Genomic DNA, 18,604 nt, shown 5'->3' with positions numbered 1-18,604 from the left:
CCCGTGGCGGTTCGGGGGGCGAGGAACGGAGAGTTCATACGACGAGGCTTATACGAAGCCGTAATTATTGTGACTGATTGGTAATATATCGCATTGATAAGTTTTGTGGGTGGTGTTTTTTAAGGATCAAAGTCCCCGGTGCTTGCCATGTGACTGAAATGTGTCAAGTAATTGACATACGTCAGGACTAAAATTTCTGCAGTTTTGAAAGGTTGTCATGCTCTACCCTGAACTCTTTAAGCAGTTGGAATCCGTGCGTTGGGACATGGACAAAGACATCCCCTGGGATAGCTTTGACCCCGCCATGCTCTCTGACGAGCAGGCCGCCACCATCAAGATGAACGCGATTACCGAGTGGGCCGCGCTGCCGGCGACCGAGATGTTTCTGCGGGACAACCGGGGCGACAGCGATTTCTCTGCCTTCATGTCCATCTGGTTCTTCGAGGAGCAAAAGCACTCTTTGGTGCTGATGGAATACCTGCGTCGCTTCCGTCCGGACCTAGTGCCGACCGAAGAAGAGCTGCATGCGGTGCGCTTTGAGTTCGATCCCGCCCCCGCGCTGGAGACATTGATGCTGCACTTCTGCGGCGAAATTCGCTTGAACCATTGGTACCGTCGCGCTAGCGACTGGCATACCGAGCCGGTGATCAAGGCGATTTACACTAAGCTCAGCCAGGACGAAGCCCGCCATGGTGGTGCGTATTTGAAGTACATGAAGCGTGCCATCGGCAAGTTCGGGGTGGAAGCCAAGTCGGCCTTTGCCAAAGTGGGTGTGCTGATGGCCAGTGCGCGCCGTACAGCCCAAGCCTTGCACCCGACCAATTTGCATGTGAACAAAGCGCTGTTCCCGAATGACACCATCCAGAGCCGCCTGCCCAACCCCGAATGGCTGGAGCACTGGTTGGACAAGCAAATCAACTTCGACGCGGTGTGGGAAACCAAGGTGGTGGAGCGCATTCTGCACAACATGAGCCTGCTCATGGAGCACAGCTTTACCACGGTGCAGGAGCTCAACAAGTTCCGCAAAGAGCTTGCCAAAGAGCTGGTGGCTGCGCCCCAGCCTTTACCAGGGGCGGTCTGATTTCGGCAGGCTGGTGAGCGGCAGCAGCCGCTCCAGGTTGAGCTGAATCTTCACGTCTTTGTGGGGCACGCTGGCCACAATCCGGTATTCGCGCAGGTGGGTATCGCGCAAGATGGGCTCCACCGTGGGAACTCCACTGCGGTTGAGAAGCACCGCCACCCGCGGTGTGGTGGTGTTTTGGCCGCGTTGAATCACGACGGCTACTTCTTGGGTGGTCAAGCGCACAAAGGAGCCCGGCTGGTAAATACCGACGGCCTTGATGATGGCAGCACCTGCTTCATCAATGGCCTGGTTCTCATCAAAGTAACAGGCTTGCATGGCGGCGGCTGGCGCAATCGGTGGGCGCGAGGCACGCGGCGATAGGCGTGCTGCAAACATGTCGGCGCGCCGAATCAGCCGGGCCATGCGGTCTGCCGGGGTGCGGCTCGCCAAGGGCCCCGGCACTGCACGGTGGTGGTCCCGCACTATTTCTAACCACAGAGGGTCTTGAACCCCGAGGTCCAGCAGCATTTCGACCGAGTGGTGGGAATGGTTGTTGACCTGCTGTCGCTGCGAAGTCGCCGGAGGCTCCAGTTGAAGGGCCAGCTTGTCTTGCAACTCGGTCATGCCGATGTTCATAGTGAGTGCGGCTTTGCCGATCAGCTGTTGCTCGGCTTCCGGCCACGCCAGCACTTCCTTGGCGGCCAGCATGCACATCAAGCTAACCAGCATGGCGTGGGTCGCGCTGTACATGCGGAGCTCGGAGGCAGACAGATAAATCAGCGCAAACAAAGCCCCATCCGGGTTGCGCTGGATGTGGCGCATCAGCTGGCGCTGTAGGCGCTCTAGCCGCTCCTGAAAACTAGCGGGCTGCGTATCGCGCAGCAGAGTGTTGGCAATCGCTTGCAGGTCCAGCCAGTCCATGCGCTCATCTTGGCTGGCCTGCCGGGCGCTACGGGTCTCTCCAGAAATCTGGGTGTTGGCAATTTCCCCTAGCGACTTTTCGGCCCGCACCAGCCCGTGGAGCTGGTCTACATAGGCACGGTGGTGGGCTTCGGAGTCGGCCACATCAATGAAAAGTCCACCGCCGCGCTCCGAAAACTCTTTCAACTCACTGCGTGAGGGCACCACAAAGCCTTTGCGTGCCAGCAAGGTGCCGTCCTTGTCCATCAATGGAAAAGGGAGTGGGTGTCCGGTGCGGACGGATTCGATGCTGACTGGAACGAGGTGCATAAGGCTGCGCGATTATGCAGTCACCATCGGCAGGCCGGTGGCGCACTTGAATTGGGCGGTGAAAGGGGTGGAACTGATAGCATCACCCGCATGACTGACGCCGTGCCACTCCCCGAATTTCTCCACAAAATCACCGACGATGCCGGCCTGGAACAGGCGCTTGCGCATTTGCCCCGCCCCTGGGTGTTTACCAACGGCGTGTTTGATGTGCTGCACCGCGGCCATGTGCTCTATCTGGCGCAAGCCCGCGCGCTAGGTGGCAGCCTGATCGTGGCGCTGAACACGGATGCCTCGGTACGCCGGTTGGGCAAAGGCGACGACCGCCCCCTGAACGCGCAAGACGACCGCGCAGTGGTCATGGCCAGCCAAGGTGCGGTGGACCTGGTGACTTGGTTCGCCGAAGACACGCCGGAAGCCTTGATCGCCCGTATCCGCCCTGATGTTTTGGTCAAAGGCGGGGATTACGACATGGCCAAGTTACCGGAAACCCGGCTCGTGGAATCCTGGGGCGGGCGTGCGCAGGCCTTGCCGTTTGTCAGCGGTTACTCCACCACGGGCTTGGTGCGCAAAATTCGCGCACAAGCCGCTCCTCGCTAACTACCGAACACCTGTTTCCAAAGCCGAAGGCCGGCCAGCTGTGCCGGCGATGTCGGGTCTTCCGGGATTTGGGTGGGCACCTCGTCCAAGCGGGCTTTGTGCTGGATCTGGCGCAGCTCCCGGTAGGCCTGCGCTGCGTCGTCCCCGACGGGGCTGGGTAGCAAGCCGGCCGCTTGGGCACGCTGCAGCAAGGCAATATTGCCCACGTTGTCCAGCAGTTCCGCATGGGTATGGCCTGCGCTGAGGACCAAGAACTGCACGGCAAATTCAATGTCCACCATACCACCCAAGCTGTGCTTGACATCAAAGTTGTCCGGGTGCACCGGGTGGCCACTGCGGACTTTGTCACGCATGCTGTGGATTTCGGTGCGTAGTGCAGGCGTGTCGCGGTGGCTGCAGAGTACTGCGTGGCGCACGGCATCAAAGCGCGCGGCGAATTCCGGGCTGCCGAAAACGCAGCGCGCGCGGGTGATGGCTTGGTGCTCCCAGGTCCAGGCGGTGTTGCTGCCGCGCTGTTGTTGGTAGTTACTAAACGCATCAAAACTGGTGACCAGCAGGCCCGAGTTGCCGTTGGGCCGCAAGGCGGTGTCGATCTCGTACAGATCGCCCTCCCCGGTTTTGACGGTGAGCCAGTTGATGAGCTTGCGCACTAGTGCGGAGTAAATTTCCGAGGCGTTGTCGTCCTGGTCGTCGTAGACGAACACGATGTCCAAGTCGCTGCCATAGCCCAGCTCTTTGCCCCCTAATTTGCCGTAGGCCAGAATGCCGAAGCGGGGTGTTTCCAGATGCCGGGACTTGAGCCGACGCCAGCACCAACGGGTCGTCACGCCCAATACCGATTGGGCCAAGGCGCTCAAATCGTCGGCGACTTGTTCCACGGTCAACCGGCCTTCCACATCGCGCGCCAAGGTACGGAATACCTCAGCATGGTGGGCCCGGCGCAGCAGGTTGAGCAGGTTCTCGTCGTCGTCTTCACCGCTGCCTTGCAGGGCTTGCAAGCGACGCTCCAGGTCGGCTTCAAAACCCGTCAGGTCAAAGCGCTCGTCCAGGATGCGGCTGTCTGCCAGCTCATCAATCACGCCGGGGTGTTTGAGCAGGTACCGTGCGGGCCAGCGGGCGGCGCCCAGCATGCGCAATAAGCGCTCGTGCACCTGCGGGCGCTCCAGCAGCATGGCGAGGTAGCTCTCGCGGCGTAGCAGTGGCTCCATCCAGTCGGCCAGGCGGACGGCCGCGTCTTCGGTCACGCGGCCTTCGCTCAGCCACAGGGCGGTGCGTTGAACCAGCCGTGCCAGCCGCTGTCGGGACTCTTCTTTCAGCGCCAGCACACGGGGGTGGCTGCGCCAGAAGGCAATACGCTCCTTGAACACCCCGGTCAGCGTGTCCAGCGTGGTGTCAAAGTCGTACACCTCTGCGTGTGACTTGCCGGAGCAGCCTTTGCACTCCTGGGTATTGCCGCCGAGCAAAGCGTCAAACTCTTGCGCCACCAATTCGCGGTGGCGGTCCAGCTCGCACAGCAAGGCACTGCTGTCGGTCAGGCCCAGGGAGGCGGCCATCCATTGCAGGTCGGCGGTGTCGGTAGGCAAGACATGGGTTTGCTGGTCATCCAGATACTGGATGCGGTGCTCCACCTGGCGCAAAAACACGTAAGCCTCGGCGAGCCCGGCAGCGGTAGCCGCTGGCATCAGGCCCGCTTGCACCAAGCGCTGCAGGGCGCTGACGGTAGGGCGGGTCCGTAAATCGGGAAACTGCCCGCCCCGCACCACTTGCAGCAGTTGCACGGTGAATTCGATCTCGCGGATGCCGCCACGCGACAGCTTCACATCGTTGCTGCGCTCCGGCCGACCGGCGCTGCGCTTGGCGGCGTGGTCGCGAATCTGGCGGTGCAGCACGCGCAAGGAGTCGAACACGCTGTAGTCCAGATAGCGCCGGAAGACAAACGGCACCACGATGGAGCGCAGCTGCAGCGCGGTGGACGAGCCAATGGCGGCAGCGGGCGCCACGATGCGGCTCTTAAGCCAGGCAAACCGCTCCCACTCGCGCCCCTGCACATGGAAATACTCCTCCAGCGCGCCCAAAGACACGGCCGGTGGGCCCGAGTTGCCGTTGGGCCGCAGCGCCAGGTCGACCCGGAACACAAACCCATGGTCCGTGCTGTCGCCCACCAAGGCGTAGATGGAGCGAACCATCTTGGCAAAAAACTCTTGATTGGAAATGCGGCCCCGCCCGATGGCGTCACCGGCGGTATCGCCATCCTGGTCGTACACATAGATGAGGTCAATGTCGCTGGACACGTTGAGCTCGCGCGCGCCCAGCTTGCCCATGCCGATCACGAAGAGCTGCGCCACTTCGCCGGACGGCCCTTGGGGCTCGCCGTATTGCAGGGCGAGGGCCGCATAGCTTTCAATAAACGCAACATCCAGCGCCAGCTCCGCGAGCAAGGTCATGACCCCGGTGACTTGGGGGACATCGGCCTGGCCCGTACTGTCCAGCGCAGCCAAGCGCTCCAGTGTCAGTTGCCGGGTGATGCGCAATGCGGTGCCGGTATCGTGGCCCAGGGCACGCAAGGCATGCACCAGTTCGGTCAGTGTGGTTTTGTCCGGCAAGCCGGGCGGCAACATGCTGATTTCCTGGGCGTAGCGGCGGCGTATCCGCTGGGTAAACCGGGTGCCGTCTGTCACAGCGGGATTCTCAAGGCGGGTCATAATTCCTGACTAAGTCCTCACAGCACGATGAACGAATTGATCTCCGCCCCTTCACCCCAACTTAGGGTGTTTGCAGTCCTTGCGAAATGGGCGTTGCGTTTGCTGGCTGCGGGCTGGGTGGCCATGGGCTTGCTCTGGTGCGGACTGCATTTCATCATTGTGCCGCGAATTGCGGATTTCCGTCCCTGGGCCGAGCAGCAGGCCACGCAAGCACTGGGGTTGCAGGTGCGTATCGGCGATATGCAGGCCCGCTCAAACGGGGTGATTCCGTCGATCGAACTCTTGCGCGTCACCGTGTTTGACAAAGACGGTCGGGAGGCCTTGCTTCTTCCCAGCGTTTCCGCCGCCTTGTCTCCCCGCTCTTTGATGGGCGGCGGTTTTGAGCAGCTGTATGTAGACAGCCCGCAGCTGGATATTCGTCGTACCCGCGACGGACGCTTCTGGGTGGCGGGCTTGCCGGTGTCGGATGCTTCCTCTTCAGACGGTGCTGCGGCAGATTGGCTGTTTTCCCAGCCGGAGCTGGCGCTGGTGCGCGGCACCGTGACCTGGACGGATGAGACCCGCGCGGTGGAGCCGGTACGCCTGAGCGGAGTGAGCCTAGTGGTGCGCAACCGCCTGCGGACTCATGCCTTGCGCCTGGATGCCGAGCCTCCGGCCGCGTGGGGGGAGCGCCTGAGTCTGCAGGGAGTGTTCAAGCAGCCCTTGCTGTCCCGCCATGCCGGCGAATGGACGGAGTGGGAGGGCCAGGCCTATGCTGATTTCCCCCGGGTGGACCTGGCGCATTTGGGGCGCTATGTGGACCTGGGTGTCCAGCTCACACAAGGCTCAGGCGCTTTGCGCGCTTGGGTCGATGTGGTGCGCGGAACCCCGACGGGGGCAACGGCCGATGTGAGCCTGGCCGCCGTGCGCCTGACGACCGACCCCAAGCTCGAACCGCTGGCCTTGGCCTCGGTGTCGGGCCGGCTGGGGGCCAAGTCACTGCCCGATGGCACTGAGTTCCGCACCGAGGCCTTGCAGTTTGAAACCCAAGACGGCCTGCGCTGGCCCGGCGGCAATGTGCGCCTGCAATTGCTGGCAGCCCAAGCGAAAGAGCCGGAGCACGGCGAGTTGGCGGCGGATCGCCTGGACTTGGCGGCTCTGGCCCAGATTGCCGGAAAGTTGCCGCTGGATGACAACACCCGCGCCATGCTGCAAGCCCTCAATCCTCGTGGCACGGTGGACCAACTGCAAGCTAGCTGGAAAGGTCCGGTGCACAGCCCCAGTGCTTACACGGTCAAAGGCCGCGTCAGTCAGCTGAGCCTGCCGTCATGCCATTGCGCCGGACAGGCCCGCCCCGGCGTGCAGGGCTTGGATGCAGATTTTGAATTCGACCAATCGGCGGGTAAAGCCACTCTTGCACTGCAACGCGGCACGGTGGATGCCTATGGCGTGTTCGATGATCCGGCGGTGTACTTTGAGCAGCTCAGCGGCGATGTGCAGTGGAAGCTCGACAAGCTCTGGAGCGTGACCGCATCCAATGTGCGTTTTGCCAATGCCGATGCGCAAGGCGAGTTGCAGTTCAAGTGGCAAGGCCCAGCAGCTGGTCATGCAGGCCCCGGTGTGCTGGATTTGCAAGGCAGCCTGAGCCGCGCAGATGGCGCCCGTCTGCACCGCTACCTGCCGCTCGTGATGGAGAAGGATTCGCTCGACTACATCCGCGCCGCTGTATTGGGTGGCAGCGCCAGCAATGTGAAATTCAAGCTCAAAGGCGATCTGGCCAAGTTCCCTTACAGCAATGCCAAAGATGGCGAATTTCGTATTTCGGCCGATCTACAAAACGGTTCTATGGCCTTTGCACCGGCCTATTTGCTGCCCAAGGATAGCCCGCAGTGGCCTGTGCTCAACCAACTGCAGGGCGAGCTGGTGCTCAATAATGACCTGCTGCAAGTCAAGGTCAACCGCGGCGTAGTGGGCAACACCGGGCTGCAGATCGGCAAGGCCGAGGCCCAGGTCACCCGCCTGTATGAGGCTTCTACGCTCAGCGTGACGGCCGATGCCAAGGGGCCGTTGGCAGACGTGCTGGGGGTGGTGAATACCTCCCCCTTGAGCCTGCTCACGGACAAGGTACTGGCACGCGCCACCGCCACCGGCGTGGCGGACTACAAGCTCAAGCTCGCCTTTCCGGTGGCGGATGTCAACAAAATCACGGTCCAGGGCAGTCTGGTGCTGGCCGGCAATGACGTGCAGGTGGTGCCGGACACGCCCAAGCTCAGCCGCGCCCGGGGTACGGTGAACTTCACCGAAGCCGGTTTCAGCGTGGCCGGTGCCCAAGCCCGTGCGCTGGGGGGCGATGTGCGGATAGAGGGCGGATTGGCCCTGACCGCCAACGCTCGCAACCTGCCCAACACATTGAAATTTACCGGGGTCGCTACGGCAGAGGGCGTGCGCCAGGCCAAGGAGTTGGACGCGGCGGCTCGTCTGGCGCAATTCGCCAGCGGTTCGTCGGCCTATGTTGCTACTTTGGGCGTGCGGTCCGGTGTGCCGGAACTCTTGATCAATACCAATCTGGTCGGCATGGGGCTGACCTTGCCTGCACCCTTTGCCAAGGCGGCAGATACGCCCTTGCCGGTGCGGTTTGAGTCTGCTTTGCAACGCCCGGCATCTGCAAGCACTCCGGCCACGCCGGGCCGCTTGCGGGACCAGGTGCAGCTGGACATCGGGCGTCTGGCATCGCTCACCTTTGTGCGTGATCTGTCGGGTGCAGAGCCCAAGGTGTTGCGAGGGGCCATGGGCGTGGGGCTGGCGGCCGATGAGTCGGCGCCGTTGCCGGAGGATGGCGTGGTCGCCAACCTGAACATTCCACGTCTCGACACCGACGCCTGGAGCACCGTGCTTGACAAGCTGGGAGCGGAGAGCGGTGGCGCCGGGCCTACCCGCCTGAGCGCAGGCACCGGTTATATGCCGACGGTGGTGGTGTTGCGCGCCAAGGAGCTGCTGGTGTCGGGCCGCCAGATCAACAATGTGGTGGTCGGCGGTGGGCGGGAGGGCAACTTGTGGCGGGCTAACCTGGATGCCTCGGAGCTCAGCGGCTATGTGGAGTACCGCCAACCCTCGGGGGCCAACGCCGGGCGCTTGTATGCGCGCTTGGCCCGTTTGGTGATCGGTCAGAGCAGTGCGCAGGATGTGGAGTCTTTGCTCGATGAGCAGCCCACGGCCATTCCTGCGCTGGATATTGAGGTGGATGACTTCGTGCTGCGCGGCAAAAAGCTGGGCCGCATCGACATTGAGGCGGTCAACCTCGGCAGTGCAGGTGCCCGGGAGTGGCGGCTGAACCGTTTCAACATCCAGACGCCTGAGGCCCAGCTCACGGCCAGTGGCAACTGGGCCAGCATCAACGCCAGTGCGGCGCCGGTGGGGCGCAGTGTGCGGGAGCGGCGGCGCACGGTGCTGAACTTCAAGCTCGACATCCACGACTCCGGTGAGCTGCTCACCCGCCTGGGCATGCCGGGTGTGGTGCGCAAAGGCGAGGGCAAGGTGGAAGGCCAGGTGGCATGGGCGGGCTCGCCCATCACGGTGGATTACCCCAGCATGAGCGGCAAGTTCAATGTGAATGTGGATACCGGCCAGTTCCTGAAGGCGGACCCCGGCATTGCCAAGCTGCTGGGGGTACTGAGCCTGCAAAGCCTGCCCCGCCGCTTGACCCTGGATTTCCGCGATGTGTTCAGCGAAGGCTTTGCCTTCGACTATTTCCGGGGCGACATCGCCGTGGAGCAAGGCATTGCCAAAACCAGCAACCTGCAAATGAAGGGCGTGAATGCAGCCGTGCTGATGGACGGCCAGGCCGACATCGGCAAGGAAACCCAGAATCTGCGGGTGGTGGTGGTGCCGGAAATCAATGCCGGCAGCGCCTCTTTGATTGCCTCCGCCATCAACCCGGTGGTGGGCTTGAGCACCTTCCTCGCGCAGCTCTTGCTGCGCGGCCCGCTGGTGAATGCCGCCACCCAGGAGTTCATCGTCGATGGCACCTGGCTGGACCCCAAAGTAACCCAGGTGCCGCGCAAGCCCTGAGGGCGTGGCGCCCCTGACCGTGGAGTAAGACATGAAAGTAGCTGCCCTTCAAATGGTGTCCACCGGCGACCTGCAGGACAACCTGCGCACCGCCCGAGCGTTGCTGGAGCAGGCCGCCGCAGGCGGCGCCGAGTTGGCGGTGCTGCCAGAGTATTTTTGCCTGATTGGCCTGAAAGACTCCGACAAACTGGCGATCCAGGAGCCCTTCGGCAAAGGGCCGATCCAAGACGCCATGGCCTTGGCTGCCCGCGAGCTGGGTTTGTGGATCGTGGCCGGCACCCTGCCTTTGAGCGCCAGCCAGCCGGACCATGTGTTCAACAGCTCGTTGGCCTTCAACCCCCACGGCGAGTGCGTGGCCCGGTACGACAAGATCCACCTCTTCCGCTTTAACAACGGCACGGAGAGCTACGACGAATCCCGTGTGCTGGAGCGTGGCAACACCCCCACGGTGTTCAGCCTGCCCTCCAAGGACGGCGTCACCTGGTCGGTGGGCCTGAGCGTGTGCTACGACATGCGTTTTGCCGAGCTCTACCGTGACTATGCCAGCCGTGGGGTGGACTTGATTCTGGCCCCTAGCGCCTTCACCCACACTACGGGCGAGGCACACTGGGAAGTGCTCTTGCGTGCCCGTGCCATTGAAAACCTGTGCTTTGTGGCGGCGGCGGCCCAAGGTGGCGTGCATCCCAGCGGGCGCAAGACGTGGGGCCAGAGTGTGCTGATTGACCCCTGGGGCACCGTGCTGGCCCAACAGGCGCAAGGCGCGGGCGTGGTGTTGGCGGATCTGGACTACGCCCGCCTCCAACAATGCCGCACCCAGCTACCAGCTTTGCAACACCGGGTGCTAGGCTAATTGCTATGAAATTAGTAGCTGCTTGCGCATGTTCCACGAGCGCCAGGGCTACTTTTTGTCTTCATTGTCGTCCGGCGGAAGTTCGCCGTTTTCCCGGCCTGAAAACATGGTCCACCAGATGATTCCGATAAATATCAGGCCGGCCCCCAGGGCTTCGAGCAATAGCAGTGTCATGGGTCGTGTCCTGGTGTGGTGGTCTTGGGCCGCCATTGTAGGAACGCTGGCCGCCTGTGGCAGTGCGCCGCCTGTGGCGCCGTCGCGGGCGCCCATGGAATCCTTCCGCATCCCGGCCACGCCTGCGGCCAGTACCGCCACCGCTGCACCGGGGCGCAGCCGCTGGGTGCCCGTGGCGTGGGAAGAGCTGCCCGGTTGGGGCAACGATAGTTTGTTCGAAGCCTGGAATGCCTGGCTCAAGAGCTGCGAAAAACCCCAAGCGCCCTTGGCCGCCTTGTGCGGCGATGTGCGGCGCCTCAGCATCGGCAGCCCGCAAGAGCAGTTGGAATGGATGCAGACCCGTCTGCAACCCCACCGTGTGGAAACCCCCCAGGGCGAGTCCACCGGTTTGCTCACCAGCTACTACGAGCCGGTGCTGGAGGCGCGCCGTAGCCCGGCGCCCGGCTTTACCGTGCCCCTGTACCAGGTGCCTGCAGGCTTGGCCCAGCGCAAGCCCTGGTTCACCCGGCAGGAGATGGATACCTTGCCCGAAGCGCAGACCGCGCTGCGCGGCAAAGCCTTGGCGTACCTGGCCGACCCGGTGGATGCGCTGGTGCTGCAGATTCAGGGCTCGGGACGCATGCGCATTACCCAGCCCGATGGCAGTCAGCGCATGGTGCGTCTGGCGTATGCGGGCACCAATGACCAACCCTACCGCAGCGTGGGGCGTTGGTTGCTGGACCAGGGCCTGGTCAAAGATGCTTCGTGGCCTGGTATCAAAGCCTGGTTGGCACAAAACCCGCAGCGCCAGCAGGAGCTGTTGTGGTCCAACCCCCGGGTGGTGTTTTTCAAGGAAGAGCCTTTGGGCGAGCTGGACGCCGCCTTCGGCCCCAAGGGCGCACAAGGGGTGGCGCTCACGCCCGGCCGCTCGATTGCGGTGGACCCCGGCAGCATTCCCTACGGTGCGCCGGTGTGGCTGACCTCCAATGGCAATCAAACAAATTTGCAAAAATTGGTACTGGCCCAGGACACTGGCAGTGCCATTACTGGGGCCGTGCGGGCCGACTATTTTGCGGGCTGGGGCCCGGAGGCGGCAGAGCTGGCAGGCCGCTTGCGCCAGCCCTTGCAAATGTGGATTTTGTGGCCCAAATGAGCCAAAAGCCGGTAGGATGGATGCATTGAATCTGTGAGATTCGGAATACAAGGATGGAGCCATGAGCAAAGAGTTACGTGAGATTGACGAGCGGACCAACCTGGCTGCCAACAGCATGTTTGAGCTGCTGCTGTTCCGCTTGGGCGAGGCTCCGGGTACCCAGCGGCGCGAGCTGTTTGGCATCAACGTGTTCAAGGTGCGCGAGATTCTGGTCATGCCCGAAATCACCGCCATGGTGAACTCGCCACCTGCCGTCATGGGCGTGGCCAATATCCGCGGGCAAATGATCACCGTGATCAACCTGCCTCAAGTGGTGGGCTGCACGCCCACCAAGGGTTTGGGTATTTTGTTGGTGACTGAATTCGCCCGCACCACCCAGGCCTTCGCGGTGGAAGAGGTCAATGAAATCGTGCGTTTGGAGTGGAAGCAGGTGCTCTCCGCTGAGAACACCGGCGGCGGCTTGGTGACCAGCATCGCCCGCCTCGATGGCAATGCCGAAAACACCCGCCTGGCCCAGGTACTCGATGTGGAGCAAATCCTGCGCGATGTGATGCCGCAGGAGGCCAAAGACGACACCGCCAGCACCACCCCCAAAATGCGTTTGGAGCCGGGCCAGGTCATTCTGGCGGCCGATGACTCTGCGGTCGCCCGCATGATGATCGAGAAGGGCCTCAAGGCCATGGACGTGCCTTACATCATGACCAAAACCGGCAAAGAGGCCTGGGAAAAAATGCTGTCGCTGCAGGCCCAGGCCGCGCAGGAAGGCAAGACCATCAAGGACAAAGTGGCTCTGGTGCTGACCGACCTAGAAATGCCCGAGATGGACGGCTTCACGCTCACCCGCAACATCAAGCAGGATGGCCGTTTCAGCAGCGTGCCGGTGATCATTCACTCCTCGTTGACCGGGGCGACCAATGAGAGCCACGTCAAGAGCGTAGGGGCGGATGCCTACATCGCCAAGTTCGTGGAAGAAGAGTTGGCCGCCACCATCCGCGAAGTGTTGCACCGCTAAGCGTGCAGCGGCATCACATCTTGCACTGCACCAGACCTGGCCCTTCGGTGAGCACAAACTCCCGGAAGGCCTGATTCACCCCGCTCAAGCTGGAGTCGCGCCGGTGCAGCAGGCACCAGTCCAGCATTTTTGGCATGTCTTCCATGTGTAGCACGGCGAGTTTGCCGGCTTCAAATTCCACCTGGAACGTGTGGGCCGACAAAAAGCTGATGCCCATGCCGGCAATCACCGCCTGCTTGATGGTCTCGTTGCCGGACAACTCCATCGATAGCCGCACCTGCAGGGATTGCGCCTGAATCAGGTGCTCAAAGAAGTGGCGCGTCGCCGAACCCGGTTCCCGGAAGATAAACGGCTCGTTGCGCAAGGCATCCCAACCGATGCGTTTTTTCCGGGCTAACGGGTGGTTTGCCGCCGCCACGATGCAATGCGGGTTCTGGGCAAAGGTTTCGGCCTCCACATCGGCCTCGGAAGGCGGGTAGCCCGCAATAGCAACGTCGAGCTGGTGATCTTGCAGCATGGCCAGAATGGTTTCCCGCCGGTCTACCGTGAGTTTGAACTTCACACCCGGCCAACGCTGTGCAAACGCCATCATCAGGGTCGGCGCAAAGTAATGGGCGGAGGACACCACTCCCAAATGCAACAGCCCGCCACGCCCGCCTTCGGCAGGGTGGAAGGCTCCCATGGATTCCTCTGCCAGCAGCACCTGGTTGAGGATGCGCCTGCACTGCCGCAGCATCTCCTCGCCCGCTTGGCTCAGGCTGACTTTGCGTCCGGACTTCACCAGCAGCTGCAGGCCCACCTCGGTCTCCAGTTGCTGGATTTGCATGGACACCGCGGGCTGGGTGACGTTCATGACCTCTGCTGCGCGCGAGTAACTCAGGTGGGTGGCCACCGCTTCAAACAAGCGGAGTTGCCGCAGGGTGAGGTTGCGCAACCGGTGCTGTGTCCGCTCGGTCGGCGCCTCGCGCACAGGGGTGCGTTCCGTGCGGGATATCCCTAGTGCGGGGGAGGCGCTTGCGCCGGAGCGTTTGGGGGTTTTCATCAGTACTTACCCTAGGAAAAAGGCCTGTCACTCGTCCAAGCCGGCCGTGCGCATGGCGTGTTTCTGCGATGCCGTTGAGCGCCGTATGAATGCATAAGAATAACTGATTGAATGGATAAAAATGTCTGCGTTGTGCCTATGGCTTGCACTGTCTACAGTCACGCCAATTCTTCGTAACTGCACTGCCCATGACACAACGTATTTCTCCCGCCCCGTTCCCCGTCTGGAATGCGGACCATGCCGCCAAGCTCGACCAGCCCAACCTGTTGCTGTACCGCTCCAACCTGCTGGGCTCCGACCTGCGCATTACCAACTACGGTGGCGGCAACACGTCTGCCAAGATCACCCAGAAAGATCCACTGACCGGCCAGGACGTGCAAGTGCTGTGGGTCAAGGGTTCCGGCGGTGACGTGGGCTCCATGAAGCTCGACGGCTTCTCCACGCTGTACATGGACAAGCTCAACGCGCTGCAAGGCATTTATCGCGGCCCCGAGCATGAAGACGAGATGGTGAGCTACCTGCCGCACTGCACCTTCAACCTGAACCCCCGTGCCGCCAGTATCGACACCCCCCTGCACGCCTACCTGCCGTTTGCGCATGTGGACCATATGCACCCGGACTCGGTCATCGCCATCGCTGCCATGGCCAATAGCGAAGCCATCACCAAGGAAGCCTTTGGCGGCACCATCGGCTGGTTGCCCTGGCGCCGTCCCGGCTACGAGCTGGGCCTGCAATTGCAACGCTACGTGGCAGCGTACCCAGGCCTCAAGGGCTTGGTGCTCGGTGGCCACGGCCTGTTCACCTGGGGTGACGATTCCCGCAGCTGCTACGAGAACACCGTGGCCGTGATCGAGCAAGCACAGACTTGGTTGGCCGCGCAAGCGCAGGCCCGCAAGGCCGTGCCCTTTGGTGGCGCCAAGGTCAACGCGCTGGATGCCGCCGCACAAGACGAGGTGCTGGCCCGGGTGCTGCCCGTGTTGCGCGGCCAGGCCTCACAAAGCGGCCACAAGCTGCTGCATGTGGACCGCCAGGCCGTGGTCATGGAGTTTGTGAACAGCCAGCAGCTCGAAGCGCTGGCGGCTCTGGGCACCTCCTGCCCCGACCACTTTTTGCGCACCAAGATCAAGCCGCTGATCCTCGACGAGTCCGTCTACACCCTGGGCGGTGCCGAGCTGTCCAAGGCCATTGCCGCCAAGCTGGCCGACTACCGCGCCGACTACACTGCCTACTACGAACGCTGCAAGCGCGCCAACAGCCCGGCGCTGCGCGACCCGAACCCCGTCATCATCCTGCTGCCCCGCATCGGCATGGTGGCCATCGCCAAGGACAAGGCCACGGCCCGCATTGCCGGCGAGTTCTATGTGAACGCCATCAACGTGATGCGCGATGCCAACGCCATCGACACCTATGTGGGCCTGCCCGAGCAGGAGGCGTTTGACATCGAGTACTGGCTGCTCGAAGAAGCCAAGCTGCAGCGTATGCCCAAGGCCAAGCCTCTGGTGGGCAAGGTGGCCCTGGTCACCGGTGGTGCCGGTGGTATTGGCCGCGCGATTGTGGAGCGCCAGTTGCAGGAAGGCGTGTGCGCCGTGCTGCTGGACATTGATGCCGCCGCGCTGGAGTCCACCGTGGCCGAACTCTCCAAGAAGTTTGGCAAAGACGTGGTGCGCGGCGTGGTGTGCGATGTGACCAGCGAAGAGTCGGTCATTGCGGCCTATGCCCGCACCGCCATCGAATACGGTGGCGTGGACATTCTGGTATCGAACGCCGGCATCGCCTCCGCATCGCCGCTGGAAGACACCACGCTGGCGCTGTGGAACCGCAACCAGAGCATTCTGGCCACGGGCTACTTCCTGGTCGGCCGCGAAGCCTTCCGCCTCATGAAGGCGCAGGCCGTGGGCGGCTCCATGGTCTTCATTGCCAGCAAGAACGGCATGGTGGCCAGCAACCAGGCCGTGGCCTACTGCGCGGCCAAGGCCGCTGAAATTCAGCTGTCGCGCAGCTTTGCGCTGGAAGGCGCACCGCTGGGCATTCGCTGCAATGTGGTGAACCCCGATGCGGTGATCCGCGGCAGCAAAATCTGGACCGGTACGTGGAGCCAGGAACGTGCCGCGGCCAACAAGGTGAGCGAGGAAGAACTCGAAGCCTTCTACCGCGACCGCTCCATGCTCAAGCGCAGCGTCTTCCCCGAAGACATTGCCGAAGCCACTTACTTTTTGGCCAGCGAACTCGCGGCCAAATCCACCGGCAACATCCTCAACGTGGACGCAGGCAACCTCGCTGCCTTCCCACGCTAAGACCCCACGTATTCGAGACACACCATGACACAACAGATCAACACCGGGCTGATCGCCGACCACAACGCCCAGGCCGCAGCCCGCGTGAACCTGGACTATGAAACCCTGGGCGAGCAACTGGCCCGCCGCGGCGTGGACATTGCCGTCCTCAAGGCCGAGGTGGCGAAGTTCGCCGTGGCCGTGCCCAGCTGGGGCGTGGGTACCGGCGGCACCCGCTTTGCGCGCTTTCCCGGCTTGGGCGAGCCGCGCCATGTGTTCGACAAGATCCAGGACTGCGGCGTCATTCAGCAGCTGGTGCGCTGCACCCCCACCGTGTCGCCCCACTTCCCTTGGGACAAGGTGAGCGACTACACAGAGCTGCGCCAGCACGCCGAGGCCAATGGCGTGGCGTTTGACGCCGTCAACTCCAACACCTTCTCCGACCAGAAAGACCAGCCGCTGTCCTACAAGTTCGGCAGCCTCACGCATGCTGACGCTGGCGTGCGCGCCCAGGCCGTGGCCCATAACCTGGAGTGCATTGAGATTGGCAAGCAGTTGGGCAGCAAGGCGCTGACCGTGTGGATCGGCGATGGCTCCAACTTCCCCGGCCAAAGCCATTTCCGCCGCCAGTTCGAGCGCTACCTGGACAGCAATCGCCAGATTTATGACGCGCTCCCCGCCGACTGGCGCATGTTCCTCGAGCACAAGATGTTCGAGCCCGCGTTTTACGCCACCGTCATCCAGGACTGGGGCAGCAGCTTGTTGGCCGCCCAGACGCTTGGCCCCAAGGCGCATTGCCTGGTGGACTTGGGCCACCACGCGCCCAACACCAATATCGAGCTGATCGTGGCCCGCCTGGTACATGCCCAAAAGTTAGCCGGTTTCCACTTCAACGACAGCAAGTACGGCGACGACGATCTGGACAGCGGCAGCATCAATCCCTACCAACTCTTCCTCGTGTTCAGTGAATTGGTAGACGCTGCACAAAGCCGGGCGCCGGGCTTTGACCCCGCCTACATGCTGGACCAGTCGCACAACGTGACCGACCCGATTGAGAGCCTGATGACCAGCGCCGTGACCGTGCAGCGCTGCTATGCCCAGGCGCTGTTGGTAGACCGCAAGGCGCTGACCGCCTACCAGGACAGCAACGATGTGCTGATGGCCGCGCAGACCCTGAAGCAGGCCTTCCACACCGATGTGACGCCCTTGCTGCAAAAGATCCGTATCGACGCGGGCGGCGCTGCCGACCCGGTCCAGGCCTACCGCGCCAGCGGCTACCGCCAGCAGATGGCGGCCATCCGCCCTGCCAGCGGCCCCAGCAGCGGCATTGTTTGAGCGTGGTTGCCATTGGCAGTTGCGCACTCCCCATCGACCCCGGTGCACCGTGTCCCTTCGTGGCCGGTGCAGGCGGTATCGAGACCGGCCTTCGGGTCAATTTTTCCTACTAACAATTCCAGGAGACAAGCATGAAGAAACAACTCAAAACCCTGCTGACCATTGCCCTGAGCGCGGCCCTGGTCAGCCCCGCGTTCGCTGCCGACAAGATCGCCCTAGTGGTGAAGAGCCTGGGCAACGGCTTCTTTGACGCGGCCAACCAAGGCGCGCAGGAAGCGGCCAAAGAGCTCAAGAACGTCGAGATCATTTACACCGGCCCAGCCAAAGCCACTGCCGAAGGCCAGATCGAAATCGTGAACTCGCTGATCGCGCAAAAGGTCTCCGCCATCGTGATCTCCGCCAACGATCCGGATGCGCTGGCCCCTGTGCTCAAGCGCGCCATGGACCGTGGCATCAAGGTGTTGTCCTTTGACTCCGGCGTGCGCAAAGACGGCCGCCTGATGCACCTGAACCCCTCCAGCAACCCGCTGATCGGCGAGAAGTTGGTGAAGATGACGGCAGACGCTATCGGCGCCACCGGTGAAGTGGCTGTGCTGTCTGCCACCGCCCAAGCCACCAACCAGAACATCTGGATCGAAGAAGCCAAGAAAGTGCTGGCACAGCCCGCCTACAAGGGCCTGAAGCTGGTGAGCGTGGTCTACGGTGACGACCAGACCGACAAGAGCTACCGCGAAGCCCAGGGCCTGTTCAAGAGCTACCCCAACCTGAAGGCCATCATCGCCCCCACCACCGTGGGTGTGGCCGCAGCCGCCAAGGCCGTGCAGGATGAAAAGAAGGTCGGCAAGATCTTCGTGACCGGCTTGGGCTTGCCTTCGGAAATGGCCGGCCACGTGAAGAGCGGTGCGGTCAAGTCCTTCGCCATCTGGAACCCCATCGACCTGGGCTACTCCTCCATCTACGCGGCCAGCCAGTTCATCTCTGGCAAGGTCACCGGTAAGGCGGGTGACAAGGTGTCTCTGGGCCGTGTCGGTACCGTGACGCTGGATGCGAATGGTGATGCCGCCATGGCAGAACCCTTCACGTACGATGCCTCCAACGTCGAGAAGTTCGCCAAATTCTTCTGACACTCGAAAAGCAAGTTCGTGGG

At 62.4% G+C, this 18,604-nt stretch carries 13 protein-coding genes; 9 read left to right on the top strand and 4 right to left on the bottom strand.

Features of this window, described 5'->3' with window-relative positions; translation table 11 throughout:
* Positions 1–217 precede the first annotated feature (217 nt).
* The gene (locus tag FDM28_RS02790) at positions 218–1,081 is read left to right on the top strand and encodes a ferritin family protein (RefSeq protein ID WP_138512807.1); all 864 of its coding nucleotides are present in this window, start codon (positions 218–220) and stop codon (positions 1,079–1,081) included.
* Here FDM28_RS02790 and FDM28_RS02785 read toward each other — a convergent pair.
* Entirely contained in the window at positions 1,064–2,293 is a 1,230-nt protein-coding gene (locus tag FDM28_RS02785; protein WP_138512805.1) for an HD-GYP domain-containing protein, read from the bottom strand. The two genes, FDM28_RS02790 and FDM28_RS02785, sit on opposite strands and share 18 nt — an antisense overlap.
* Positions 2,294–2,383: 90 nt before the next feature.
* Here FDM28_RS02785 and FDM28_RS02780 point away from each other — a divergent pair, with 90 nt between their 5' ends.
* Complete coding sequence (locus tag FDM28_RS02780) at positions 2,384–2,890, top strand: adenylyltransferase/cytidyltransferase family protein (protein WP_138512803.1); 507 nt, start codon at positions 2,384–2,386, stop codon at positions 2,888–2,890.
* Here the strand turns inward: FDM28_RS02780 and glnE are convergent.
* Positions 2,887–5,592 carry a bifunctional [glutamate--ammonia ligase]-adenylyl-L-tyrosine phosphorylase/[glutamate--ammonia-ligase] adenylyltransferase gene (gene glnE, locus FDM28_RS02775; RefSeq protein ID WP_138512801.1) on the bottom strand — a complete coding sequence of 902 codons (2,706 nt, stop codon included), beginning with the start codon at positions 5,590–5,592 and terminating at the stop codon, positions 2,887–2,889. The genes FDM28_RS02780 and glnE overlap by 4 nt on opposite strands.
* Before the next feature lie 27 nt (positions 5,593–5,619).
* On the opposite strand from glnE, the gene FDM28_RS02770 reads away from it, so the two are divergent.
* Both FDM28_RS02770 and FDM28_RS02765 read left to right on the top strand, forming a co-directional pair.
* The gene (locus FDM28_RS02770) at positions 5,620–9,639 is read left to right on the top strand and encodes a YhdP family protein (RefSeq protein ID WP_138512799.1); all 4,020 of its coding nucleotides are present in this window, start codon (positions 5,620–5,622) and stop codon (positions 9,637–9,639) included.
* Between the two features lie 31 nt (positions 9,640–9,670).
* Positions 9,671–10,489 carry a carbon-nitrogen hydrolase family protein gene (locus tag FDM28_RS02765; RefSeq protein ID WP_138512797.1) on the top strand — a complete coding sequence of 273 codons (819 nt, stop codon included), beginning with the start codon at positions 9,671–9,673 and terminating at the stop codon, positions 10,487–10,489.
* A gap of 48 nt (positions 10,490–10,537) precedes the next feature.
* Here FDM28_RS02765 and FDM28_RS18065 read toward each other — a convergent pair whose 3' ends face one another.
* Positions 10,538–10,663, bottom strand: a complete 126-nt coding sequence (locus FDM28_RS18065) for a hypothetical protein (RefSeq protein ID WP_276611851.1) — start codon at positions 10,661–10,663, stop codon at positions 10,538–10,540.
* Between FDM28_RS18065 and mltA the strand changes: the two genes are divergently transcribed.
* Both mltA and FDM28_RS02755 read left to right on the top strand, forming a co-directional pair.
* Entirely contained in the window at positions 10,608–11,795 is a 1,188-nt protein-coding gene (gene mltA / locus FDM28_RS02760; RefSeq protein ID WP_420853000.1) for a murein transglycosylase A, read from the top strand. The genes FDM28_RS18065 and mltA overlap by 56 nt on opposite strands.
* 61 nt (positions 11,796–11,856) lie before the next feature.
* Positions 11,857–12,807, top strand: a complete 951-nt coding sequence (locus tag FDM28_RS02755) for a chemotaxis protein (protein ID WP_138512792.1) — start codon at positions 11,857–11,859, stop codon at positions 12,805–12,807.
* 13 nt (positions 12,808–12,820) lie between these two features.
* Here the strand turns inward: FDM28_RS02755 and FDM28_RS02750 are convergent, their stop codons facing one another.
* On the bottom strand, positions 12,821–13,849 hold the full coding sequence (locus tag FDM28_RS02750) for a LysR family transcriptional regulator (RefSeq protein ID WP_240791876.1): 1,029 nt from the start codon (positions 13,847–13,849) through the stop codon (positions 12,821–12,823).
* A 188-nt stretch (positions 13,850–14,037) separates the two neighbouring features.
* Between FDM28_RS02750 and FDM28_RS02745 the strand changes: the two genes are divergently transcribed.
* The 3 genes from FDM28_RS02745 (at position 14,038) to rhaS (ending at position 18,581) form a co-directional block, all read left to right on the top strand.
* On the top strand, positions 14,038–16,143 hold the full coding sequence (locus FDM28_RS02745) for a bifunctional rhamnulose-1-phosphate aldolase/short-chain dehydrogenase (protein WP_138512790.1): 2,106 nt from the start codon (positions 14,038–14,040) through the stop codon (positions 16,141–16,143).
* Between the two features lie 24 nt (positions 16,144–16,167).
* A complete protein-coding gene (gene rhaI, locus FDM28_RS02740) occupies positions 16,168–17,457 on the top strand; it encodes an L-rhamnose catabolism isomerase (RefSeq protein ID WP_138512788.1) in 1,290 nt (429 codons plus the stop codon).
* 131 nt (positions 17,458–17,588) lie between these two features.
* Positions 17,589–18,581, top strand: a complete 993-nt coding sequence (rhaS, locus tag FDM28_RS02735; RefSeq protein ID WP_138512786.1) for a rhamnose ABC transporter substrate-binding protein — start codon at positions 17,589–17,591, stop codon at positions 18,579–18,581.
* The last annotated feature ends 23 nt before the right edge of the window (positions 18,582–18,604 follow it).

The organism is Rhodoferax bucti (assembly GCF_005876985.1).
Lineage (GTDB): Bacteria > Pseudomonadota > Gammaproteobacteria > Burkholderiales > Burkholderiaceae_C > Allorhodoferax > Allorhodoferax bucti.
The sequence above is the reverse complement of the archived record's forward strand: the minus strand, read 5'-3'. Positions and strand labels throughout refer to the sequence as shown.

Bases quoted from the DNA above. Each gene is read 5' to 3' on its own strand.
- FDM28_RS02785 (WP_138512805.1), bottom strand. From the start codon at position 2,293: ATGCACCTCGTTCCAGTCAGCATCGAATCCGTCCGCACCGGACACCCA.
- FDM28_RS02765 (WP_138512797.1), top strand. From the start codon at position 9,671: ATGAAAGTAGCTGCCCTTCAAATGGTGTCCACCGGCGACCTGCAGGAC.
- FDM28_RS02780 (WP_138512803.1), top strand. From the start codon at position 2,384: ATGACTGACGCCGTGCCACTCCCCGAATTTCTCCACAAAATCACCGAC.
- FDM28_RS02745 (WP_138512790.1), top strand. From the start codon at position 14,038: ATGACACAACGTATTTCTCCCGCCCCGTTCCCCGTCTGGAATGCGGAC.
- FDM28_RS02790 (WP_138512807.1), top strand. From the start codon at position 218: ATGCTCTACCCTGAACTCTTTAAGCAGTTGGAATCCGTGCGTTGGGAC.
- mltA (WP_420853000.1), top strand. From the start codon at position 10,608: ATGATTCCGATAAATATCAGGCCGGCCCCCAGGGCTTCGAGCAATAGC.
- rhaS (WP_138512786.1), top strand. From the start codon at position 17,589: ATGAAGAAACAACTCAAAACCCTGCTGACCATTGCCCTGAGCGCGGCC.
- FDM28_RS02770 (WP_138512799.1), top strand. From the start codon at position 5,620: ATGAACGAATTGATCTCCGCCCCTTCACCCCAACTTAGGGTGTTTGCA.
- FDM28_RS02755 (WP_138512792.1), top strand. From the start codon at position 11,857: ATGAGCAAAGAGTTACGTGAGATTGACGAGCGGACCAACCTGGCTGCC.
- glnE (WP_138512801.1), bottom strand. From the start codon at position 5,592: ATGACCCGCCTTGAGAATCCCGCTGTGACAGACGGCACCCGGTTTACC.
- FDM28_RS18065 (WP_276611851.1), bottom strand. From the start codon at position 10,663: ATGACACTGCTATTGCTCGAAGCCCTGGGGGCCGGCCTGATATTTATC.
- FDM28_RS02750 (WP_240791876.1), bottom strand. From the start codon at position 13,849: ATGAAAACCCCCAAACGCTCCGGCGCAAGCGCCTCCCCCGCACTAGGG.
- rhaI (WP_138512788.1), top strand. From the start codon at position 16,168: ATGACACAACAGATCAACACCGGGCTGATCGCCGACCACAACGCCCAG.